Origin of the sequence: Paracoccus shanxieyensis (genome assembly GCF_009711265.1) — a bacterium.
Taxonomy (GTDB): domain Bacteria; phylum Pseudomonadota; class Alphaproteobacteria; order Rhodobacterales; family Rhodobacteraceae; genus Paracoccus; species Paracoccus shanxieyensis.
Genome location: NZ_WMII01000029.1, coordinates 1 through 23,134, shown reverse-complemented (window position 1 = coordinate 23,134; position 23,134 = coordinate 1). Strand labels below are relative to the sequence as shown.

General features: G+C 62.1%; 20 protein-coding genes and 1 tRNA gene. 12 read left to right on the top strand and 9 right to left on the bottom strand.

Annotated elements, in window-relative coordinates:
• Positions 1 to 30 precede the first annotated feature (30 nt).
• From GL284_RS19135 to GL284_RS19100, 8 genes are all read right to left on the bottom strand, one after another.
• Positions 31 to 900 (bottom strand): ParB/RepB/Spo0J family partition protein, encoded by an 870-nt coding sequence (locus GL284_RS19135; protein WP_155046086.1) that lies wholly within the window; start codon positions 898 to 900, stop codon positions 31 to 33.
• A gap of 10 nt (positions 901 to 910) precedes the next feature.
• The gene (locus GL284_RS19130; protein ID WP_155046085.1) at positions 911 to 1,687 is read right to left on the bottom strand and encodes a ParA family protein; all 777 of its coding nucleotides are present in this window, start codon (positions 1,685 to 1,687) and stop codon (positions 911 to 913) included.
• Positions 1,680 to 2,264, bottom strand: a complete 585-nt coding sequence (gene rsmG / locus GL284_RS19125) for a 16S rRNA (guanine(527)-N(7))-methyltransferase RsmG (protein WP_155046084.1) — start codon at positions 2,262 to 2,264, stop codon at positions 1,680 to 1,682. The genes GL284_RS19130 and rsmG overlap by 8 nt, the downstream gene beginning before the upstream one ends.
• Positions 2,261 to 4,120: a tRNA uridine-5-carboxymethylaminomethyl(34) synthesis enzyme MnmG gene (mnmG, locus tag GL284_RS19120; RefSeq protein ID WP_341870508.1), complete on the bottom strand. Its 1,860-nt coding sequence runs from the start codon at positions 4,118 to 4,120 to the stop codon at positions 2,261 to 2,263. Before mnmG ends, rsmG begins: the two co-directional genes overlap by 4 nt.
• 10 nt (positions 4,121 to 4,130) lie before the next feature.
• The gene (mnmE, locus tag GL284_RS19115) at positions 4,131 to 5,390 is read right to left on the bottom strand and encodes a tRNA uridine-5-carboxymethylaminomethyl(34) synthesis GTPase MnmE (protein ID WP_341870507.1); all 1,260 of its coding nucleotides are present in this window, start codon (positions 5,388 to 5,390) and stop codon (positions 4,131 to 4,133) included.
• 16 nt (positions 5,391 to 5,406) lie between these two features.
• Positions 5,407 to 6,678, bottom strand: coding sequence for a transcription termination factor Rho (gene rho, locus GL284_RS19110; protein ID WP_155046082.1), 1,272 nt, complete (start codon positions 6,676 to 6,678; stop codon positions 5,407 to 5,409).
• Positions 6,679 to 6,800: 122 nt separating this feature from the next.
• Entirely contained in the window at positions 6,801 to 7,253 is a 453-nt protein-coding gene (locus tag GL284_RS19105; RefSeq protein ID WP_155046081.1) for a CopD family protein, read from the bottom strand.
• Positions 7,254 to 7,649: 396 nt separating this feature from the next.
• Positions 7,650 to 8,648 carry a TAXI family TRAP transporter solute-binding subunit gene (locus GL284_RS19100; protein ID WP_155046080.1) on the bottom strand — a complete coding sequence of 333 codons (999 nt, stop codon included), beginning with the start codon at positions 8,646 to 8,648 and terminating at the stop codon, positions 7,650 to 7,652.
• 230 nt (positions 8,649 to 8,878) lie between these two features.
• Here GL284_RS19100 and GL284_RS19095 point away from each other — a divergent pair, with 230 nt between their 5' ends.
• From GL284_RS19095 to GL284_RS19045, 12 genes are all read left to right on the top strand, one after another.
• A complete protein-coding gene (locus GL284_RS19095) occupies positions 8,879 to 10,117 on the top strand; it encodes an aromatic ring-hydroxylating oxygenase subunit alpha (protein ID WP_155046079.1) in 1,239 nt (412 codons plus the stop codon).
• The gene (locus GL284_RS19090; protein WP_155046078.1) at positions 10,117 to 11,193 is read left to right on the top strand and encodes an FAD-binding oxidoreductase; all 1,077 of its coding nucleotides are present in this window, start codon (positions 10,117 to 10,119) and stop codon (positions 11,191 to 11,193) included. The genes GL284_RS19095 and GL284_RS19090 overlap by 1 nt, the downstream gene beginning before the upstream one ends.
• 152 nt (positions 11,194 to 11,345) lie before the next feature.
• On the top strand, positions 11,346 to 11,945 hold the full coding sequence (locus GL284_RS21985) for a twin-arginine translocation signal domain-containing protein (protein WP_230383182.1): 600 nt from the start codon (positions 11,346 to 11,348) through the stop codon (positions 11,943 to 11,945).
• A 12-nt stretch (positions 11,946 to 11,957) separates the two neighbouring features.
• Entirely contained in the window at positions 11,958 to 14,429 is a 2,472-nt protein-coding gene (fdnG, locus tag GL284_RS19085; protein WP_482811960.1) for a formate dehydrogenase-N subunit alpha, read from the top strand.
• Entirely contained in the window at positions 14,426 to 15,397 is a 972-nt protein-coding gene (gene fdxH / locus GL284_RS19080; protein ID WP_155046076.1) for a formate dehydrogenase subunit beta, read from the top strand. Before fdnG ends, fdxH begins: the two co-directional genes overlap by 4 nt.
• Positions 15,397 to 16,083 carry a formate dehydrogenase subunit gamma gene (locus tag GL284_RS19075; RefSeq protein ID WP_155046075.1) on the top strand — a complete coding sequence of 229 codons (687 nt, stop codon included), beginning with the start codon at positions 15,397 to 15,399 and terminating at the stop codon, positions 16,081 to 16,083. The genes fdxH and GL284_RS19075 overlap by 1 nt, the downstream gene beginning before the upstream one ends.
• Before the next feature lie 33 nt (positions 16,084 to 16,116).
• Positions 16,117 to 17,013, top strand: a complete 897-nt coding sequence (gene fdhE / locus GL284_RS19070; protein WP_230383180.1) for a formate dehydrogenase accessory protein FdhE — start codon at positions 16,117 to 16,119, stop codon at positions 17,011 to 17,013.
• The gene (gene selA, locus GL284_RS19065) at positions 17,013 to 18,344 is read left to right on the top strand and encodes an L-seryl-tRNA(Sec) selenium transferase (RefSeq protein ID WP_155046074.1); all 1,332 of its coding nucleotides are present in this window, start codon (positions 17,013 to 17,015) and stop codon (positions 18,342 to 18,344) included. Before fdhE ends, selA begins: the two co-directional genes overlap by 1 nt.
• Complete coding sequence (selB, locus tag GL284_RS19060) at positions 18,341 to 20,218, top strand: selenocysteine-specific translation elongation factor (RefSeq protein ID WP_155046073.1); 1,878 nt, start codon at positions 18,341 to 18,343, stop codon at positions 20,216 to 20,218. Before selA ends, selB begins: the two co-directional genes overlap by 4 nt.
• A gap of 7 nt (positions 20,219 to 20,225) precedes the next feature.
• Positions 20,226 to 20,321: transfer RNA gene (locus tag GL284_RS19055), tRNA-Sec, on the top strand.
• A gap of 14 nt (positions 20,322 to 20,335) precedes the next feature.
• Entirely contained in the window at positions 20,336 to 21,391 is a 1,056-nt protein-coding gene (locus GL284_RS19050) for an aldo/keto reductase (protein ID WP_155046072.1), read from the top strand.
• A gap of 67 nt (positions 21,392 to 21,458) precedes the next feature.
• Positions 21,459 to 22,415, top strand: a complete 957-nt coding sequence (locus GL284_RS19045) for an NAD(P)H-dependent flavin oxidoreductase (protein ID WP_155046071.1) — start codon at positions 21,459 to 21,461, stop codon at positions 22,413 to 22,415.
• On the opposite strand, the gene GL284_RS19040 is transcribed toward GL284_RS19045, so the two are convergent.
• The coding region (locus GL284_RS19040; RefSeq protein ID WP_155046070.1) for an FAD-dependent oxidoreductase at positions 22,403 to 23,134 on the bottom strand (732 nt) is incomplete at its 5' end. The genes GL284_RS19045 and GL284_RS19040 overlap by 13 nt on opposite strands.

Below are 23,134 nucleotides of genomic sequence, written 5' to 3'. Positions count from 1 at the left end.
TCTCGATTTGGTTATATACCAGATATGGTGTCAGTGACCGGCAAGCACCTGACACAGCCGATCAAGCTGATCCAGATCCTTGTAGGTGATGACCATCTGGCCGCCGTCCTGACCGGCGTGTTTGATGGCCACACGCATTTTCAGATGTGCGGACAGATCGCCCTCCAACGCGCGGGTATCAGCGTCCTTTTCTGGGCTACGCTTTGCGGGCGTGTCCTTGACGGCGGTCTGGCGGCGGACGAGCTCTTCCGTTTCGCGCACCGACAGGCCTTTTTCGATGATCTTCCGGGCCAGATCGACAGCATTCGGCGCGGTTATCAGCGCGCGGGCATGGCCTGCTGTCAGCTTGCCTTCCTTGAGCCAAGCCTGCACCTGATCCGGTAGGGTCAGAAGACGCAAATGGTTGGCGATATGGCTGCGGCTTTTGTTCAGCGCCTCGGCCAGCTTTTCCTGCGTATGACCAAAGCGATCCATCAGCAGACGATATGAGGCGGCTTCCTCGATCGAGTTCAGATCGGCGCGCTGAATATTTTCAACGATGGCGATTTCAAGAACTTCCGTGTCGCTGAGATCGCGAACGATAACAGGCACTTCGTGAAGCTGCGCGATCTGCGCCGCCCGCCAGCGACGTTCACCCGCGACGATCTGGAACAGGCCACGGTCATTGGGATGCGGACGCACGATCAGCGGCTGCAAGATCCCCTTGCTGCGTAGCGAATCGGCCAATTCCTGCAGTGCTTCCGGCGCAAAGCTGCGCCGGGGCTGATCCGGATTCGGCGTCAACTGCTCGACCGGCATGACCTGCCGGGGGGCCGGACGTTCAGAGGGGATCAGATCGACATCCGCCATGAGCGCCGACAAGCCCCGCCCCAGACCGCGTTTTTCGTGTTTGTCGGACATGGTGGCCCCCTTAGGCGTTGGCAAGTTGTCGTGAAAGGAACTCTTGGGCAAGCTGGCGGTAAGCGGCGCTGCCTTTGGAATTCGGGTCGTATTGCAACACCGGCATCGCGTGCGACGGCGCTTCGGACAAGCGCACATTCCGCGGGATGACCGTGTTATAAACCAGCCCGGCCAGCGTGTTACGGGCGTCCTCCTCGACCTGTTGCGAGAGGTTGTTGCGGCTGTCCGCCATGGTCAGAAGCACCCCTTCGATACGAAGATCGGCGTTGGCCGTCTGACGCACCTCGCGCACGGTCATCAGCAGCTGCGACAGACCTTCCAAGGCATAGAATTCGGCTTGCAGCGGCACCAGAATGCTTTGCGCGGCCACCATCGCGTTCACCGTCAGCAGACCAAGCGCCGGCGGGCAATCGATCAGAATGAAATCGGCATCGCAGGGTTGATGAAGCTTGCGGCGCAGAAGTTGTGTCCGACCGGAGCGGCCGGAGATTTCGACATCAACCGATGCAAGATCCTGGCTGGAGGGGACGATACGCAGGTTGTCGATGCTGGTCGGCAAGATACATTCATCCAGCCCAAGATCGGCAACAAGAAGATCGTAAGAGGTGATGTTCCGTTCCTCGGGCGGGATACCAAAGCCAGTTGACGCGTTTCCTTGCGGATCAAGGTCGATAATAATGACGCGTTTGCCAGACTCTGCCAAAGCGGCGCTAAGATTAACGGCGGTCGTGGTCTTCCCCACCCCACCCTTCTGATTGGCAACAGCGATAATTCGCGTCTCAGGCATGACGAATTCCTGTTATCTGAAGAATGACAGCTTCTTCATCGGTCTGACTTTTATGCGTGCAAAGATCGAAACTCCAGTCTTTCCGGGCGTCATCGACCTCAGACCGCCAGTTTCTGCCCTTCATAAGCCACGCCGTGCCATCCGGCGCCAGATGCCTGCTGACATAGGACAGCAGCAGTGGCAACGGGGCGAGCGCCCGCGCGCTGACGTTACTCGCCGACTGTGGCCCTGCTTGCTCGATCCGTTCGTTAATGATTTTCACGTTTTCCAAGCCAAGCTCACGCACGGCGCTGCGAAGAAAGCTGCATTTACGCTTATCGCTTTCCAGCAAAGATACGCTTAAATCGGGACGCGAGACTGCTATGACGATGCCCGGAAGCCCGCCGCCGCTACCTATATCCAGCCAATCCCCTACTGCGTCTTCTGCCGTTCTGGCAAGCTGCAAGCTGTCGGCGATATGCCGTGCCTCCAAGTTTGGCAGGGTTGCCGGCGCGACAAGATTTATCGTCGGATTCCACTTTCGCAGCAGCGTCGCGTAAGCCTCAAGCTGCATTGTTTCACGTGAAACAGTCGTCATGCCAGCTTGCGTTCCTCGGACCGGATCAGGGCAATAAGCAAAGTCAGTGCAGCAGGTGTCATGCCTTCAATCGTCGCAGCGGCAGCAATGCTGGTGGGCATCCTGGCCGTCAGCTTGGCTTTGAGTTCATTGGACAATCCCGATATCGCGCTATAGTTGAAGTTCCCGGGGATCGTCATTCGCTCTTCTTTTCGCAAGATCTCGGCGTCGCGCGATTGGCGATCCGTATACTGTGCGTAAAGCGCGTCAGCGGCAACTTGGCGAATAACGGTTCGATCGAGCGAAGCGATATCCGGATCAAGCGGCAAGATGGTATCGCTGTCGATATCCTGCTGACCCAGCAAAGCGAAGACAGACCTACGGGTCCCATCTTGCCGCACATTGATCCCTTGCTTCGCAAGTTCGGCCGAGGTGAACGTCTTTGCTTCGGTCAGGCTTTTGGCTTGGGCGTATTTCCGCATTTTATTATTAAATACGCTTTGTCGGGCTGCACCAACGCAGCCCAGCTCGATGCCGATGGGCGTTAGCCGTTGGTCGGCATTATCCGCACGAAGACTCAGCCGAAATTCGGCTCGCGACGTGAACATCCGATAGGGCTCGGTGACGCCGCGATTGATCAGATCGTCAATCATCACCCCGATATAGCTTTGCGAGCGGCTGAAGAAGACAGGATCCCGCTTCTGAGCGTTCAGCGCAGCGTTCAGGCCAGCGACCAGCCCCTGCGCGGCGGCCTCTTCATAGCCCGTGGTTCCGTTGATCTGCCCAGCAAGGAACAGGCCTCTCATCGCCTTCGTCTCAAGCGTCGCCGTCAAAGCGCGTGGATCGACATAATCATATTCGACCGCGTATCCGGGTTGAACGATCTCAGCAAATTCAAGGCCTTGTATCGACCTGACATACTGCAATTGCACATCAAGCGGCAAAGATGTCGAGATGCCATTCGGATAGATCAGGTCGCTCTCAAGCCCCTCCGGCTCAAGAAAAATCTGATGCGACGACTTCTCGGCAAATCGGACAACCTTGTCCTCTATCGACGGGCAATAACGAGGTCCGACCCCATCGATCCGGCCACCATACATTGCAGATTTTGCAAGGTTATCGCGAATGATGGCATGAGTTCGTTCGTTGGTATGGGTGACGGCGCAGCTAATCTGCCGCGCTTGTGGCGCAGTGTTCAGATATGAAAACATCGTCGGTTCATCGTCGCCGTCTTGTTGCGGCAAGCTGTCCCAGTCGATTGTGCTGCGCAAAAGCCGCGGTGGCGTACCGGTCTTAAGCCGACCCAGTGGCAAATCAAGGGGTGCTATCGACTCTGCCAGCTGGGTTGATGCCGTTCCGGCCCAGCGTCCTGCCCGACGAGTTTCTTCTCCAATATGGATCAGCCCGTTTAGAAAGGTCCCGGTCGTCAGAATCACCTGACTAGCCGCGATATCCTCTCCGCTTACCAATCGAACGCCTTGAAGCTGGCCAGCGTCATGCAATAGTTCGACCACCTCGCCGATGACGATTTCCAGCCCATCTTGGTCGTCTGCAGCCAATGAAGCCGCCTTGCGGTACAAGCTCCGATCAGCTTGCGCCCTGGGTCCCTGAACTGCCGGACCCTTTCGCCTGTTCAGCAACCGAAATTGGATCCCTGCAGCATCAGCCAACCGCCCCATCACCCCATCAAGCGCGTCGACTTCACGAACAAGATGCCCTTTGCCCAAGCCTCCGATGGCGGGATTGCAGGACATCGTTCCCAGATCGTCCGCACGCAGAGAGACAAGAGCCGTGTTCGCGCCCATGCGTGCCGAAGCCATCGCCGCCTCAAGGCCCGCATGACCTCCACCCACCACAATCACGTCGTATTGTTTCACGTGAAACACCTTATTTCCCGATACAGAATGATGAGAAGATCTCATCAAGATAGTTTTCTGCACCAATTTTCCCCACGACCTCAGCCAAGCTGAAATTCGCACCGCGGATCCGCTCGGCTAGAAGTTCAGGCGCTATATGGTCGATGTCTTCCAGATCAGCTCTCGCACGACCCAAGGCCTCGGCCTGCCGCTTGTTGCCAATCAGACCAGAATCAGCCGCACGAGACCTCAACTCATCATAAACCAGCTCAAGCAATTCCGCGATACCTTTGCCCGTCATGGCTGATATCTCAAGATCGCCACCCGACGATACGTCAGATTTTGACCGGACGACTAGATCGCCTTTCAGCAGTTCGCCTGTAAATAAACCATCTTCCGAAAGATGTATCCTGATATCGGCGCCCCGCGCACGCGTCGTCGCTCTCTGAACGCCAATAGCCTCGACCGGATCTGCGCTGTCGCGCAGCCCAGCCGTGTCCAGAAAGGTGACCGGAAGGCCGTGCAGATCCGTTCTAAGCTCAAGAATGTCCCTGGTCGTCCCCGCGATATCCGACACAATTGCGATTTCACGCTGCGCAATCCGGTTTAGAAGCGTAGATTTTCCCGCATTGGGCGGACCGATGATCGCGACCTCATATCCCTGCCGCAGCCGTTCCGTGGCGGGATAGCTGCACAGCATTTCCGAAATTTGCGCCCTGACACGGTCAATCAGTTCATAAACCTCGACCGGAACCTCTTCCGGAACCTCTTCGTCAGCGAAGTCGATGCTCGCTTCAATAAGCGCTCCGGCACGGATCAGGTCATGCCGCAACTGGTCAGTGATCTTTCCTAACTCACCATCCGTTGCCTTCATGGCCAGCTTTCGCTGCGCTTCGGTTTCTGCAGACAGCAGATCCGCCAGCCCTTCTGCCTCAGCCAGATCCATACGACCATTCAGAAATGCGCGCCGGGTGAACTCACCAGCTTCTGCGCGTCGCAAGCCTTGTGACAAAAGGCCACGCGCCAGACGATCTGCAATGACGGGCGCGCCATGCAGGTGCAGCTCCGCGACCTCTTCGCCAGTGAAACTGTGGCCCTCTTCAAACCACAACACCAGCGCATGGTCGATCAGATCATCGCCATCTCGTAGCTTCCGCAGATATGAGCGTCGCGCATCCGGCAGGGGACCGGCAAAGGCTTCCGCCGCCTTGCGCGCGGACGGTCCGCTTAAACGAACAACCGTAATACCACCCCGACCGGGCGGGCTGGCCTCGGCAAAGATCGTGTCCACCGCATCCTCCGCGCCGTCAGGCGTTCATCGATTCGAAGAATTCGCCGTTGGTCTTGGTCTGCTTCAGCTTCGAAATCAGGAATTCGATCGCATCCGTCGTGCCCATCGGGTTCAGAATGCGGCGCAGCAAATAGGTCTTTTGCAGATCCTTCGCCTCGACCAGCAGTTCTTCCTTCCGAGTGCCGGATTTCAGAATATCCATCGCCGGGAACACGCGCTTGTCGGCAACCTTGCGGTCCAGCACGATCTCGCTGTTGCCGGTGCCTTTGAACTCTTCAAAGATCACCTCGTCCATGCGCGAGCCGGTATCGATCAGCGCCGTCGCGATAATGGTCAGCGAGCCACCTTCTTCGATATTGCGGGCCGCACCGAAGAACCGCTTCGGCCGTTGCAACGCGTTGGCATCGACACCGCCCGTCAGAACCTTGCCCGAGCTTGGCACGACCGTGTTGAACGCCCTACCAAGTCTTGTGATCGAGTCCAGCAGGATCACAACATCTCGTTTATGTTCGACCAGCCGCTTGGCTTTCTCGATCACCATCTCGGACACGGCAACGTGCCGGCTGGCAGGCTCGTCAAAGGTCGAGGAAATCACCTCGCCCTTGACCGAACGCTGCATGTCCGTGACCTCTTCCGGCCGTTCGTCGATCAGCAGCACGATCAGATAGCATTCGGGGTGATTTTTCTCGATCGAATGCGCGATATTCTGCAGCAGCACCGTCTTGCCGGTGCGGGGCGGCGCCACGATCAGCGACCGCTGGCCTTTGCCGATCGGCGCGACCAGATCGATGATCCGGGCAGAGCGGTCCCGGATGGTCGGATCCTCGATCTCCATCTTCAGCCGCTCATTCGGGTAAAGCGGCGTCAGGTTGTCGAAGGCGACCTTGTGGCGGGCTTTCTCGGGGTCTTCAAAGTTGATCTTCTCAACCTTGGTTAGCGCGAAATAGCGTTCATTTTCACCCGGAGCGCGGATCACCCCTTCGACCGTATCGCCGGTGCGCAGCGAATGCTGGCGGATCATGTCCGGGCTGACATAGATATCGTCCGGACCGGGCAGATAGTTCGCCTCGGTCGAGCGCAGGAAACCAAAGCCGTCCTGCACCACTTCCAGCACGCCGTCGCCGCCGATGTCCCAACCGTCCTCGGCATGCTCTTTCAGCAGCGAGAACATCATCTCGCCCTTGCGCATGGTCGAGGCGTTCTCGATCTCCCACTCTTCTGCCATCGCCAGCAGGTCTGCCGGGCTCTTGGCTTTCAGGTCGGACAGGTTAAGACGTTCTTCGCTCATTTCGGGCCTATAGACGCAACTCGACCGTTGGATCAGGCCGCGTTTGGAATTGTTCAATGGAGAATGTCCGCCGGACGGCAGACCCCGCCCAGATAAGAACAAACCCACCCCGAGTCAATTCTTCAGAACTTCACGATCACCGAAAGCACGATCACGACCATCAGCAAGGTCGGCAGTTCATTCATCATCCGGTAGCGTCGTCCGCTAAGACCGCGCCCTGCAGCAAGCGCCCTGCGTTGGCCTGCAAGCCACATGTGAAACCATGTCATCGCCAGCACGGATATCGCCTTGGTCCAAGGCCAAACCATTGACCAATCGACGATTCCCGGCGTCATCACCAGCATCAACCCGGCAATCCACGTCATGATCATCGCGGGATTCATGATCAGCCGAAGCAGCTTGTCTTCCATGATGACAAAGGACTGTACCGGCTCCTGACCCTCTGCGACCCTGCCGCGCTCAGCGTGATAGACGAACAGCCGGGGCAGATAAAAAAGACCGGCCATCCAGGCGATGACGGCCATGACATGCAGCGCTTTCACCCACGGATAGGCCAAAGCAAGAAATCCGGTCATGGGAACCTCCAACTGGGTCTTCATCTCACAAAAAAAAAAAGAAAGATAAAGAAGGATGATGATGTAGTAGGGCCTGTGGATGACGGGAAATCCGTGTTCCACGCTGTAAATCCCCAGCCCCACCGCTCTGGGGAAAACTCTTAGATTAATAATTCGTTAACGAATTTCTGGATAAAAATCATACGCATAAAAGAAGAATTGCTGTGGATAAGTTTGTGAAAATTTTTCTTGCTCACAGGCTGTGGATTGTCACGAAAAGGTTTTCGACATGTGGACAACGCGGCTGCGTTTCCGCGATGTTCCGGCCCTTCGTCCACAGGGGAAAACAGCCCTGCCGGATTCCCACAGACGCCACCCCCTGAGTCGACCCGATTCCTCCACACACTTGTCCCAAGCTCAGCGCAGCAGTCCGGTTTCGCGGTAGAAACGGGCCGCGCCGGGATGCAGCGGGATCGTCAGGCCCGACAAGGCGTTCTCGCGCCGGATGATGGCGGCACCGCCAAAGGCAGCTGCAAGCAGGGTCTGACTGCGGTCACGCCACAGCGCCCGGGTGATCTGATAGATCAGTTCATCGGATTGCCGCGCCGAGGTCAGCCATTGCGCCCCGACCGAGATCGTCTCGACCGCCACACTCTGATCCTGATAGGTCCCGGCCGCGATGCGCTGGGGCAGGAAAAACGAATGCGCGGCCAGAATACGGTCGCGCAAAGTGCCGTCGATCGGAATGAATGCGATATCCCGCTGGCTTGCCAGCCGCGCCAGAACCACGGCGGGATGCCCGGCTGAAAAGAAAAGCGCGTCCAGTTTCCCCGCACCAAGCGCATCGGCTGCCGCGTCGATGGACATCTGCTGGGCGTCGATCTGGCTTTCATCCAGCCCCGCCGCCGCAAGGATCAGGTTGGCATCGACCCGCGTGCCGGAAAAACGCTCGCCCATTGCGACGCGCTTGCCGCGAAGATCTGCGATTGTCGCGATCCCTGCCGAGGCATCGGCAACCACATGGATCGTGTCGGGATACAGATTGGCAATCGCCCGCAGATCCTGCGCCGGCGGCCGGTCGTGCCACATTTCCGTCCCGGAATAGGCGAAGGCCGCGACATCGCCCTGCACAAAACCCGATTCCAGCGCGCCCGATTGGACCGCCGCGGCATTTGCGACCGAGCCATCGGTGGTGATGGCCGATGCAACCAGCCCCGGCACGCCGCAATCTGCGCAGTCCCGCGATCCGGGCGGCTGTGAAATCGCCGTCGCGACAAGGCTGCCGATGGGATAGTAGTTGCCGCCGGTCGCGCCCGTGCCGATGCGGAAAAAGACCGGCTGCTGGGCATGTCCCGCCGCCGGCCATCCCAGAAGCACAGCGCCGCCAAGGCCAAATGCGCGTCGCGAAATTATCATTCACCGACACCCCACGGAAATCGCCGTCCGGCCATCGCGAGATCGTGACAAAAGGCCAGCCGTTGCTGCATCATAACGCATGACAACGGAAATCGGCCCGGCCCGGTTGCCGCAGATTTCGGCAGCGTCCATTTCCGTCGTCGAAATGTCGTATTTGACAAATTGCCGCGTAAGATTTCCATGCAGTTTCCCGCCATAGGACGCCACTCCTCCAGCCACCGGAATCGACCATGCTCAACAACGCTGAAATCCTGTCCCACATCGCCAATCGGCAAAAGAATTTTTCGCTGTCGCGCGAACTCTATTGCGATCCCGGCGTGCTGCAGGCGGATCTGGAAAACATCTGGTACAAGGAATGGCTGTTCGCCGTTCCCGCCTGTGAACTGCCGAAAACCGGCAACTATGCCACGCTGCAAGTCGGCGCCTATCCGATTCTGGTCATCCGCGGCGGTGACGGCAAGGTGCGCGCCTTCCACAACGTGTGCCGCCATCGCGGCCAGCGGCTGTGCTCCAAGCCCAACGGCTCGGCGGCGAAACTGGTCTGCCCCTATCACCAGTGGACCTATGAGCTTGACGGAAAGCTGCTCTATGCCCGCGACATGGGCGATGATTTCGAGCCGTCGAAATTCGGCCTGAAAGCCGTGCATTGCGTCGATATCAGCGGCATGATCTTCATCTGTCTGGCTCAGGTTCCGCCGGCCATCGGCGACATGGCCAAGCAGTTGATGACCTATCTGGCCCCGTCGGGGCTGACGGATGCGAAGGTCGCCTATTCCTCGACCATCGTCGAGAACGGCAACTGGAAGCTGGTCTTTGAAAACAACCGCGAATGCTATCACTGCGGCGGCTCGCACCCGTCGCTGTGCCGGACCTATTCCGACAACCCGGCCATGACCGCGATGGAAGGCCCGGACAGCGCCAGCCCGGACATTCTGGACCACTGGAAACGTTGCGAGGCCGCTGGCCTGCCGTCGCGTTTCGTCAACCATCCCAAGATGGAATGGCGTCTGGCGCGTATTCCGCTGCTGAACAATGCCGAAAGCTATACGCTCAGCACCAAGGCGGCGGTCAGCAAGCGCATGGGCCAGATGCCCTTCAACGATGCGGGCAGCCTGCTTTTCTTCCACTATCCGAACACCTGGAACCATTTTCTGGCCGATCACGCGATCGTCTTCCGCATCCTGCCGATCAGCCCGACCGAAACGCAGGTCACCACGAACTGGCTGGTGCACAAGGATGCGGTCGAGGGCGTGGATTACGACATCGAAACCCTGACCCGCGTCTGGCTGAACACCAATGACGAAGACCGGCTGGTGGTCGAGGAGAACCAGAAGGGCATCCTGTCGCCCGCCTATGAACCCGGCCCCTATTCGATGATTCAGGAAGAGGGCGTCGTGCAGTTCGTTGATTGGTATTGCGACAAGATGACCGAACGTCTGTCCCCCGCTCCGGCGATGGCGGCAGAATAATGGCGGTCCATATCAAGGCGTTTGGCGACCGGCCATGGCGCGACGATGAGCCGTTGGAATGTGCGATGGTGGTGCCCGAGACCTCGGACACCGCCACCTTCACCTTCCGCGCGCCGTCCGGGGCATGGTTCGACTATCAACCGGGCCAGTTCATCACGCTGGACCTGCCGGTGCCGGGCGGCAATGTGCAGCGGACCTATACGATCAGCTCCAGCCCCTCGCGGCCGCTGTCGATTTCGGTGACGGTCAAGGCGCAGTTCGACAGCATCGGCACGCGCTGGATGCTGGACCACCTGCGCCCCGGCATGAAGCTGAAAGCCTTTGGCCCGGCGGGGATCTTCAGCTTCGTGAAGCACGAGGCACCGAAATACCTGATGATCTCGGCCGGGTCGGGCATCACGCCGATGATGTCGATGACGACATGGGCGTGGGATTCCGGTGAAATGCCGGACATCGTGTTCGTCCATGCCGCCAAATCCCCCAGCGAGATCATCTTCCGCCAGCGGCTGGAAGGCATGGCCGACCGCGTGCCCGGCCTGCAACTGCGCTTCACGGTCGAAGAAAACGACCCCTTCCGCACATGGCACGGCTATCGCGGCCGCCTGAACCAGATCATGCTGGGCCTGATGGCGCCCGACTATCTGGAGCGCGAGGTGTTCTGCTGCGGCCCCGAGCCCTTCATGCAGGCGGTGCGCGACATGCTGATCGCGCTTGGCTTCGACATGGACCACTATCATCAGGAAAGCTTCGGCGCGCCGGTCCGCAAGGAATCGGAAGCTCCGGTTCTGGACGATGTGGTGCTGGACGACGACGCAGGCGCGCAGATCACCTTTGCCACCTCGGGCGTCATCGCGAAATGCACCGAAACCGACACCGTTCTGGCGGTGGCCAAGGCCAACGGGCTGAACATCCCGTCGGGCTGCACCTTCGGCCTGTGCGGCACCTGCAAGATCAGAAAAACCTCGGGCGAGGTGCATATGGTCCACAATGGCGGCATCACCGATGACGACATCGCGGATGGCTATATCCTTGCCTGCTGCTCGAACCCCATCGGCTCGGTCTCGGTCGAAGTCTGATCCGGGCGTTATGTCCGACTAAACACAACGGATAACAACAGCTTGAGGGCGTCCCGAACCGGGGCGCCCTTGCCGCATTCGGTTGACATCCGGGCGCGGCAAGGTTCATCCTTTGCGGGTACCTATCTCTATGACAGGCAAAGGAGGGCACGATGAATATCGACCTCTCACGGCGCGGCTTTCTGAAGCTGGCGGGTGCGGGCGTCGCGGCAACCTCGCTTGGGGCCATGGGCTTTGGCGAGGCTGAGGCAGCAGAGGCGGCGCATGTGCGTGCCTTCAAGCTGGCCTCGACCACCGAGGTGCGCAATACCTGCACCTATTGCTCGGTCGCCTGCGGCATCCTGATCTATGCAAAAGGCGACGTGGCCGCCGGCGAAAAGGCCGAGATCGTCCATATCGAAGGCGATGCGGACCACCCGACGAACCGCGGCACGCTGTGCCCCAAAGGTGCCGCGCTGAAGGATACCGTCCACGCCGCGACCCGCCTGACCGAACCCCGCATCCGCCGCCCCGGCGCGGACCGGTTCGAGCCGATCGGCTGGGATGAGGCGCTGGACAAGATCGCGCGTGCCCTGAAGGACGACCGCGACGCCAACATGGTCCTGCAGAACGATGCGGGCGTGACGGTGAACCGCTGGACCAGCACCGGCTTTCTGGCGGCTTCCGCCACAACGAACGAAACCGCATGGCTGACCTACAAGACGGTCCGCGCCATGGGAATCGTCGGATTCGATAACCAGGCGCGCGTCTGACACGGCCCCACGGTGTCCAGTTTGGGCCCGACATTTGGCCGCGGAGCGATGACCAACCCCTGGACCGACATCAAGAACACCGATCTGGTGATCGTGATGGGCGGCAATGCAGCCGAAGCGCATCCTTGCGGCTTCAAATGGGTGACCGAGGCAAAGGCGCATCGCGGCGCCAAGCTGATCGTGGTCGATCCGCGCTTTACCCGCACCGCCTCGGTGGCGGATTACTATGCGCCGATCCGTCCGGGTTCGGACATCGTCTTCCTGATGGCGATGATCAACTGGATGATCCAAAACGACAAGGTGCAGTGGGATTACGTCCGCAACTACACCAATGCCGCGCTGATCGTGAAAGACGAATTCGGCTGGCAGGACGGGCTGTTCAGCGGCTACGACCCGGAAAAGCGCGATTATGACAAGTCGAGCTGGGATTATGTGATCGGCGAGGATGGTTTTGCCGCCGTCGACATGACGCTGCAAAACCCGCGCTGTGTCTGGAACCTGCTGAAGGAACATGTCTCGCGCTATACGCCGGAACTGGTCGAACAGACCTGTGGCACGCCGCGCGACCGCTTCCTGAAAATCGCTCAGATGATCGGCGAATGTTCGGCGACCGACAGGGTCATGACCTCGATGTATGCGCTGGGGTGGACGCAGCATTCCAAGGGCGCGCAGAACATCCGCGGCATGGCGATGCTGCAGCTTATTCTGGGCAATATCGGCATGCGCGGCGGTGGCATGAACGCGCTGCGCGGGCATTCCAACATTCAGGGCCTGACCGATCTGGGCCTGATGTCGAACCTGATCCCCGGCTATCTGAACATCCCGACCGAAAAGGAACCGGACTGGGCGACCTATATGTCCAGCCGCCAGTTCAAGCCGCTGCGTCCGAACCAGACCAGCTATTGGCAGAACTATCCCAAATTCATGGTCAGCTTCATGAAGGCCATGTGGGGCGATGCCGCGACGGCGGACAACAACTGGGCCTATGACTGGCTGCCCAAGCTGGACGTTCCGGCCTATGACGTTCTGCGCATGTTCGAGCTGATGAATGCCGGGCAGATCACCAACTATTTCTGCCAGGGCTTCAACCCGCTGCTATCCTTCCCCAACCGGGGCAAGATCACGCAGGCGCTCAGCAAGCTGAAACTGCTGGTCGTCATGGACCCGCTGGAAACGGAAACCTCGCATTTCTGGGAAAATCACGGCGAATACAACGACGTGGACCCGTCCCAGATCCAGACCGAGGTGCTGGAACTGCCCACGACCAGCTTTGCCGAAGATGACGGATCGCTGGTCAATTCCGGGCGCTGGCTGCAATGGCACTGGGCGGCGGCGACGCCCCCCGGACAATCGCAGCGCGACACCTGGATCATGTCGCAGATCTTTCAGCGCGTGAAGAAGCTGTATCAGGATGAAGGCGGCGTGCTGCCCGAACCGATCCTGAATCTGGCATGGGACTATGCCAACCCCGTCGATCCCACGGCCGAGGAACTGGCCAAGGAAATGAACGGGCGCGCGCTGGCCGATGTCTATGACCTGACCGACAAGACCAAGCTGGTCGCCAGGGCCGGCACGCAGCTTGCGAATTTCGGGCAGTTCCGCGACGACGGCACGACCATGGGCGGCTGCTGGATCTTTTCCGGCTGCTGGACCGAGGAGGGCAATATCATGGCCCGCCGCGACAACACCGACCCGGACGAAACCGGCGCCTATCTGGGCTGGTCCTTCGCCTGGCCGATGAACCGGCGGATCCTGTATAACCGCGCCTCGGCCGATCTGCAGGGCAGGCCATGGGACGTCAGCCGCAAGCTGATCGAATGGAACGGCGAAAAATGGGTGGGCTATGACATCCCCGACATCTCGCCCACGGCAAAGCCCGGCGATGTCGGCCCGTTCATCATGAACCCGGAAGGCACCTCGCGGTTGTTCACGCGGGGCATGATGCGCGACGGGCCTTTCCCGACGCATATGGAGCCCTTTGAATCGCCCATCACCAACCCGTTCAACGACAAGATGGTGGGCAATCCGGTGGCGCGCGTCTTTGCCAGCGATGTCAAGACCTTCGGCACGTCCGAAGAATTCCCCCTTGTCGCGACCTCGTATCGTCTGACCGAACATTTCCACTATTGGACCAAGCACAACCGCATCAACGCGGCCCTGCAGCCCGAGTTCTTCGTCGAGATCAGCCCCGAACTGGCCGAGGAGAAGGGCATCACCAAGGGCGGCACGGTGCGGGTCTGGTCCAAGCGGGGTCAGGTCACGGCCAAGGCGCTGATCAGCCGCCGCCTGCGGCCGCTGCAATGTGGCGACAAGCTGGTGCATGTCATCGGCATCCCGCTGCACTGGGGCTTCATGGGCGCCGCGCGCAAAGGTTTCGGGCCGAACAGCCTGACGCCCTTTGTCGGTGACGCGAATATCGAAACGCCGGAATACAAGGCGTTTCTGGTCAATATCGAACCCGCAACAGCGGAGGCCGTATCATGACGACCGAAGCCGACAGCCCCCGGACGGCGGTGTCCAACCCGCCGATCCAGCCGATGAAGGCAAATCTTGGCGCGGGCGATGTGCGCCGCGCCTCGGCCACGCCGAACCTGCCGCCACCGACACGCGACCTGACGCCGGTGGCCAAGCTGATCGACGTGTCGAAATGCATCGGCTGCAAGGCCTGCCAATCTGCCTGCGCCGAGTGGAACGATACCGTCCCGGAAATCGAACATAACGTCGGCATGTATGAAAACCCGCATGACCTGACGCCGGACATGTTCACGCTGATGCGGTTTTCGGAATACGACAACCCGGAAACCGGCGAGTTCGAATGGCTGATCCGCAAGGATGGCTGCATGCATTGCGAAGATCCGGGCTGCCTGAAAGCCTGCCCGGCCCCCGGCGCCATCGTGCAATACACCAATGGCATCGTCGACTTCATCCACGACAATTGCATCGGCTGCGGCTATTGCGTGACCGGCTGCCCCTTCGACATCCCCCGCGTCAGCAAGGTCGATCACAAAAGCTATAAATGCACGCTGTGTTCGGATCGGGTCGCCGTCGGTCAGGGCCCGGCCTGCGCCAAGGCCTGCCCCACGCAGGCCATCGTCTTTGGCACCAAAGAGGACATGCTGACCCATGCCGAAGCGCGGGTCGAGGATCTGAAATCGCGCGGCTATGACAAGGCGGGCATCTATGATCCCGCAGGCGTCGGCGGCACGCATGTGTTCTATGTCCTGCACCATGCCGACAAGCCGGCGCTGTATTCCGACCTGCCGGAAGAACCGCGGATCTCTCCGGTGGTCGAAGGCTGGAAGGGCGTCACCAAGACCGTGGGGCTTGCGGCCATCGGCGCGGCGGCGCTTGGCTCGGTCCTGCACGGCCTCTTGGGCCGCGCCAACAAGGTCACCGCCGCCGAGGAACACGAGGCCGAGGAACTGGTCGAACGCAGCGAAAGGGAGGTGTGATGAGAAAGCGCATCTATTCCCAACCGGGCGATCACATCGAAAGCACCGCGCCCGTCACCGTCAGCCGGTATCGCGGCTTCACGCGCGCGAACCACTGGGTGACAGCCGCCAGCCTGATCGTGCTGCTTTTGTCGGGCATGGCCCTGTTTCACCCCTCGCTTTACTTTCTGACCGGGCTGTTCGGTGGGGGCCAGATCACGCGCTGGCTGCACCCTTTCGTGGGCATCGTGCTGTTTTTCAGCTTCCTGTTGCTGTTCGTGCAGCTGTGGCGGCTGAACCTGCCCCGGCGCGAGGACGCCACATGGGTCAGCCATATCGGCGAGGTCGTGAAGGGCGAAGAGGAAAAGCTGCCCGAGCTTGGCAAATACAATGCCGGGCAGAAGTTCATCTTCTGGGGCATGTCGGGGCTGATCGTGGTGCTGATCGTGTCCGGCGTGATGATCTGGGAACAGTATTTCCCGCAACTGGTCAGCATCCCGGTGCGGCGCATCGCGGTGCTGGTCCATGCGCTTGCGGCGGTTGCGATCATCCTGATCTTCATCCTGCATGTCTACGCCGCGATCTGGACGCGCGGCACGCTGCGGGCCATGACGCGCGGCACCGTCACCGGCGGCTGGGCGTGGCGGCACCACCGCAAATGGCTGCGTGAACTGGCTGGACGCGAAAAGCGCGACCCGGCAGAATAAAGGAAATTGTGGCCGGTCCGGCCCGGGAATGCGATGAATAACAAACCCGACCCTTCGATGATCGGCGGCGTGGCCAAGGTGCCTCTGGCCCGCCTGCCCGACCCCGTGGCGCTGTTCACCACCCGAGCTGAGCGTTTCGAGTTTCTGGCCGATCATAATCCGAACCTGTCCGGCTATCTGCGGTTTCTGGGCGGCATTGCCCGGGCGCAGGCATCGTTGGCGGCCAGCCTGCCGCAGCCCGCGGCCCCTTCGGGCATCGAACAGGCGCGCGTCAACCAGATGCCGCCGCTGGATCGAAATGCCATGCGCGCAGGTCTGTCGGCGGCCCTGGACGCGCTGATCCCGGCGCTGGCGCAGATCGACATGCCCGCCCCGGCACGGTTGGCGCTGGAGGCTTTGCGCGACGCCAGCCCAGCCGACCGCGACTGGGTGCTGACGAATGTGCTGACCGATACGCTCCCCGATGACAGCGTGGCCCCGCATCTCTTCGCCGCCGCCGCGTTGCAGGTCCATGCGGCAATGCTGGCGGGAATGCTTCACGTGGAACAACTGGTAGCGATCCGCACCGGCGTCTGTCCCGCATGTGGTGGCCGCGCCGCCGCAACCGTGGTCACTGAAAACATCGGGGCCGAAGGCGCGCGCTATTGCGCCTGCGCCACCTGCCAGACGCTGTGGAATGAGGTCCGCGTGAAATGCACTTGCTGCGGATCCACCAAAGGCATCACCTATCGCTCGGTCGAGACGGATGAGGCGACGATCAAGGCCGAATGCTGCCGGGAATGCGGCAAATGGGTCAAGATCATGTATCAAAACAAAAATCCCACGCTTGAGCCGATTGCCGATGACGTGGCCAGCCTTGGGCTGGACCTGATGATGCGCGACAGCGACTGGACGCGCGGCAGCTTCAATCCCTATCTGATGGGCTTCTGATGGACCTGCGCGCCCTGCCATCGGTCGACCGGCTGCTGATGCAGGCGGATGCCTTGGTCAACGATCATGGCCGCGCCGCCGTGACCCGGATGCTGCGGGCCGAACTGGCGCGGATCCGCACGGACCGCCCCGATCCTCTGCCCGATGCTTCGGCCATTCTTGCGGCGGCTTCGGCTGGGCTGACCGGGCAGGCGCAGTCCAGACTGCGTCCGGTGCTGAACCTGACGGGCACGGTGCTGCACACCAATCTGGGCCGCGCGCTGCTGGCCGATGCCGCGATCGACGCCGCGACCGATGCCATGCGCGCCCCCGCCGCGCTGGAGTTTGACCTTGAAACCGGCGGCCGGGGCGAACGCGACAGCCATCTGCGCGCCCTGCTGTGCGACCTGACCGGGGCCGAGGATGCCACCGTCGTCAATAACAATGCCGCCGCTGTCCTGATCGTCCTGAACACCTTGGCCATGCGCCGCGAAGCCATCGTCTCGCGCGGGGAACTTATTGAAATCGGCGGTGCTTTCCGGATGCCGGCCATCATGCAGCAGGCCGGATGCACCCTGCGCGAGGTGGGCACGACGAACCGCACCCATGCGCGCGACTATCAGGACGCCATCACGGCCGAGACCGGCCTGCTGATGAAGGTGCATACCTCGAATTACCGGATCGAGGGCTTCACCGCCGAAGTTCCCGCCGCCCAGCTTGCGACCATCGCGCATCAGGCCGGGCTGCCCATGGTCAACGATCTTGGCTCGGGCACGCTGGTCGATCTGCGGCGCTGGGGCCTGTCGCCGGAACCCACTGTCGCCGAGGCCGTGGCCGAGGGCGCCGATGTCGTCACGTTTTCAGGCGACAAGTTGCTGGGCGGTCCGCAGGCCGGGTTCATCGTCGGCACGCGCGACATCATCGCGCGGATCAACAAGAACCCGCTGAAGCGCGCCCTGCGCATGGACAAGATCCGCATTGCCGCGACCGAGGCGACGCTGCGCCTGTATCGCGACCCCGATCGTCTGGCCGAACGCCTGCCCACGCTGCGGCTGTTGTCGCGGCCCCTGGCCGAGATCCGGGCGCAGGCCGAACGCCTTGCGCCGCAGGTGGCGGCGGCCTTGGGCTGTCAGGTGCGCGTGGTGGATTGTGCCAGCCAGATCGGTTCGGGCGCGCTGCCCACGGACACCATCCCCAGCGCCGGGCTGGCGCTGTCGCCCGATCCGGACGCGCTGGCGGCGCGGCTGCGGGCCGGGGCCATGCCGATCATCGGCCGCATTCATGACGGCGCGCTGGTGCTGGACCTGCGCTGCCTGCCGGATGATGCCGCACTGATGCGCGCCGTCGCATGATCGTCGGCACCGCAGGCCATATCGACCACGGCAAGACGGCGCTGGTCAAAGCCCTGACCGGCGTCGATGCCGACCGGCTGGCCGAGGAAAAGGCCCGTGGCATCACCATAGATCTGGGCTTTGCCTATGCCGATCTGGGCGGCGGCGCGATCACTGGCTTCATCGACGTGCCGGGACACGAGAAATTCGTCCACACCATGCTGGCCGGGGCGGGCGGGATCGATCTTGCCCTGCTGGTCATCGCCGCAGATGACGGCATCATGCCGCAGACCCGCGAACATCTGGCGATCCTTGATCTGCTGGGGATCGGGCGCGGCATCGTGGCGCTGACCAAGGCCGATCTGGCGGATGCCGACCGCCTGGCGACGCTTGGCACCGACATTCACGACCTTCTGGCAGGCACCACGCTGGCGGGCAGTCGGGTCATCCCGGTCTCATCGCTTTCAGGCGCGGGCATCGACGTGCTGCGTGACGCGCTGGCGCAGGCCGAGGCCGCGACCCTTGCGCGCGCCACCGACCGGCGCTTCCGCATGGCCATCGACCGCAGCTTCACGATTTCCGGTGCGGGAACGGTCGTCACGGGCACGGTGCTGTCGGGGCGGGTGCAGGTGGGCGATCAGATCACGATCAGCCCCTTGGGGGCGGCGGCTCGGGTGCGCGGCATCCATGCCCAGAACCGCAAGGCCGATGCCGGGCTTGCGGGCCAGCGCTGCGCCCTGAACCTGACGGGCCCCACGCATCACGACATCCATCGCGGCGATGTGGCGCTGGACCCGCTGCTTGACGCGCCGACCCAGCGCATCGACGTGCTGCTGCGCGTGCTGGCCTCTGAACCCAAGGCGCTGACCACATGGTTCCCCGCCCGCCTGCATCTGGGCGCGTCCGAGATCGGCGCCCGGATCGTGCCCCTGCAAGGTCCGCTGCAACCCGGCGACACCGGGCTTGCGCAGATCGTGCTGGACCGGCCCGTCGCTGCGACTGTGCAGGACCGCTTCATCCTGCGCGATGTCTCGGCGCGTCGCACCATCGGCGGTGGCAGCCTGATCGACCTGCGCCCGCCCGCCCGCCGCCGGTCGCGCCCGGAACGGCTGGCGGTCCTGGCGGCGATGCAGGACAGCCTGCCCAAGCTGGCCGATCTGGCGCTGGTTGATCTGGATGCCCATGCCCGCGATCATGCGCTGGTCGCGTCTGACACCACCGGCGTCGCGCTGCTTCCCGGCACGCATCAGGCGCTTAGCCCCCGCTTGCTGGCTGCGCTGCGCCAGAAGATGCAGGACGAACTGGCCACCTATCACGCGGAAAACCCCGATCTTCAGGGCATGGGGCGCGAGCCTTTGCGCATGATCCTGACCCCGCGCATCGCTAAGCCTGATTTTACCGCCTTCCTGCGGGCCGAGGCCGCGGCGGGCCTGATCGCGCTGGACGGCGCCTTCATCCGCCTGCCGCAGCACCTGCCGCGCCTGTCGGACACCGATGAGACGATTCTGGCGCAGATCCTGCCCATGCTGCGGGGCGATGCCCGCTTCCGCCCGCCCCGCGTCCGCGATCTGGCCCATGACCTGTCCGCCGATGAGGCCGAGATCCGCCGCATCCTGCGCATGGCCGCGCGTCAGGGCCGCATCGACCAGATCGCGCATGACCATTTTTTCACCCGCGACACCACGATCGAAATGATCCGCATCCTGCGCGAATTGCCGCAGCAGGATGGCTGGTTCACCGCCCCGGATTTTCGCGACCGCACACAGAATGGGCGGAAGGTGGCGATCCAGATCCTCGACTTCTTTGACAAGCTTGGTCTAACCTTGCGTCGCGGCGATCTGCGGCGCATCAATCCGCACCGGATGGACCTGTTCGCAGCGGATGGGTCGGATTGAAGCAGATGGAAGGGAATCGTCCCCGGTGGGGCGGCCGGACTTCAAATCCGGTTGGGGCAGCGAGCCTGTCCCGGGTGGGTTCGACTCCCATTCCCCTCCGCCAATGAAGGGGCAGTGATGCAACGTTTGACGCTTGGAAACAGCGGGGTCGCGGTCAGTGCGGTGTCGCTGGGAACGATGACCTTTGGCAATCAGACCGATCTGGCCGATGCGCAGATGCAGATGGATATGGCGCTGGAAGCCGGGATCACCTTTCTGGACACCGCCGAGATGTATCCCGTCAATCCCGTGCGCCGCGAAACCGTGGGCCGCAGCGAGGAATTCATCGGCGAATGGCTCTCCAACCGGGGCAACCGCGACCGGGTGGAAATCGCCACCAAGGTGACCGGCCCCAGCGACAAGGTGCGCCGCGAAGGCTTTGACGGCGCGATCATCAGCGACACGATCGACGCCTCGCTGAAGCGGCTGCGGACCGATTGCATCGATGTCTATCAGCTGCACTGGCCGGTGCGCGGCAGCTATGCGTTTCGCCAGAACTGGCGCTACGACCCCTCGAAACAGGACCGGGAAAAGACGCTGGACCATATGGCCGATGTGCTGGGCGCGCTGGCCAAGGCGCAGCAGGCGGGCAAGATCCGCGCCTTTGGTCTGTCCAATGAAAGCGCATGGGGCACCGCGCGCTGGTGCAATGTGGCCGACCGGATCGGCGCGCCGCGCGTCGTCACCATCCAGAACGAATATTCGCTGATGGCGCGGCTTTATGATCTGGATCTGGCCGAAACGGCGGTGAATGAGGACGTGACCCTGCTGGCCTATTCCTGCCTTGCGGCGGGGCTTCTGACCGGGAAATACGCCGATGGCACGCCGCCCGAGGGCAGCCGCGCCGCCGTCGATCTGGCGACCGGCGGTCCCGGCGATCTGGGCGGGCGGCGCACAAAACGCGCCCCCGAGGCGGTGGCCGCCTATCACGCGCTGGCGGCGAAGCTGGGGCTGGATCCGATCCACATGGCCATCGCCTTTACCCGGCAGCGGCCTTTCAAATGCATCCCGATTATCGGCGCGACCAATCGCGATCAGCTGAAACACCTGATCGAGGGCATCGATCTGGTGCTGACCGACGACGCGCTGCGCCAGATCGAGCATGTCCACAAGGACCATCCGCTGCCCTTCTAACGCCACGGCACCATTGGCAGCGGGCAGCCCAGCGGGCAACCTGCTGCCAACTGGTCCGGAGGAACCCATGCTACCGCCTATTCTTGCGCATCTGCGCATTCCCGTCGTCGCATCGCCCATGTTCATCGTCTCGGGACCGGAGCTGGTCATCGCGCAATGCAAGGCGGGCATCGTCGGCAGCTTTCCAGCCCTGAACGCCCGCGAAAAGGATGGCGAACCGCCGCTGCTGGACGCATGGCTGACCCGGATCGCCGAGGAACTGGACCGGCACAATCAGGCCAATCCCGACCGTCCCGCCGCGCCCTTTGCGGTCAATCAGATCGTGCATCGCAGCAATGCCCGGCTGGAACGCGACATCGAGATCTGCCACCGCCACAAGGTGCCGGTCTGGATCACCAGCCTTGGCGCCCGCCCCGAGGTGAACGCCGCAGCGCATGATTGCGGCGGCATCGCGCTGCATGATGTCATCAACGACACCTTTGCGCGCAAGGCCATCGAAAAGGGCGCGGACGGGCTGATCGCCGTCGCGGCAGGTGCGGGCGGTCATGCCGGGGTGCAGTCGCCCTTTGCGCTGGTGCAGGAAATCCGCGCATGGTTCGACGGCCCGCTGCTGCTTTCGGGCAGCATCGCCACCGGCCGCGCGGTGCTGGCGGCGCAGGTCATGGGTGCGGATCTGGCCTATATCGGCAGCCCCTTCATCGCCACGCCAGAAGCCAATGCGCCCGCCGATTACAAGCAGATGATCGTCGACAGCGGTGCGCAGGACATCGTGAACTCGAACCTGTTCACCGGGGTGCATGGCAATTACCTTGCGGCCTCGATCCGCAATGCCGGGCTGGATCCGGCCGCGCTGGAAACCGCCGATCCGTCCAAGATGGATTTCGGCGCCGCCAAGGCGTGGAGCAAGATCTGGGGCGCAGGTCAGGGGATCGGCGCGGTGCATGAGGTGACGCCTGCCGCGCAGATGATCGACCGGCTGGCCACGGAATATGCCGCAGCAAAACAGGCGGTTCAGGCGCTGTAGGCCTCGAACCAGTCCTGCACGGCCTGCTGCTGCGCGCCGTCCATCCTCAGCCCCAGTTTCGTCCTGCGCCACAGCACGTCCTCGGCGCAGGTGGCGAATTCGCGGGTGGCGAACCAGCGCAGTTCGGCCTCGGTCAGGCCGGCGCCGAAGTCGTGGCCGGGCGGGTCGGACAGGATCAGCGCGGCCTCGGTCCCATGTGTGCGCACCAGCCGCAGCGCGTCGCGGGCGGACAGGCGCGGATGGCGCGCGCGCAGGTCATCGACCAGCGCGCCCACCCCATCGACCGTGAAATCGCCGCCCGGCAGCGCCACGCCCGCCGTCCAGGCCGCCCCGGCCTTTGGGAAATGCGGCGCAAGCTTTGCCAGCGCGCTTTCGGCCAGCCGGCGATAGGTGGTGATCTTGCCGCCAAAGACGTTCAGCAGCGGCGCGCCCGCGGCATCAAGGCTGAGCACATAGTCCCGCGTCGCCGCCGTGGCCGAACTGGCGCCGTCATTGTAAAGCGGCCGCACCCCGGAATAGGTCCAGACCACCTGATCCGCCGTCACCGGCTGCGCGAAATACTGGCTGGCAAAGCGGCACAGATAATCGCGTTCCGCATCCGAACAGCGCGCCGCCTCGGGCGGGCCGTCATGGTCCATGTCGGTCGTGCCGATCAGGGTGAAATCCTGCTCATAGGGGATGGCAAAGATGATCCGCCCATCGGTGCCCTGAAAGAAATA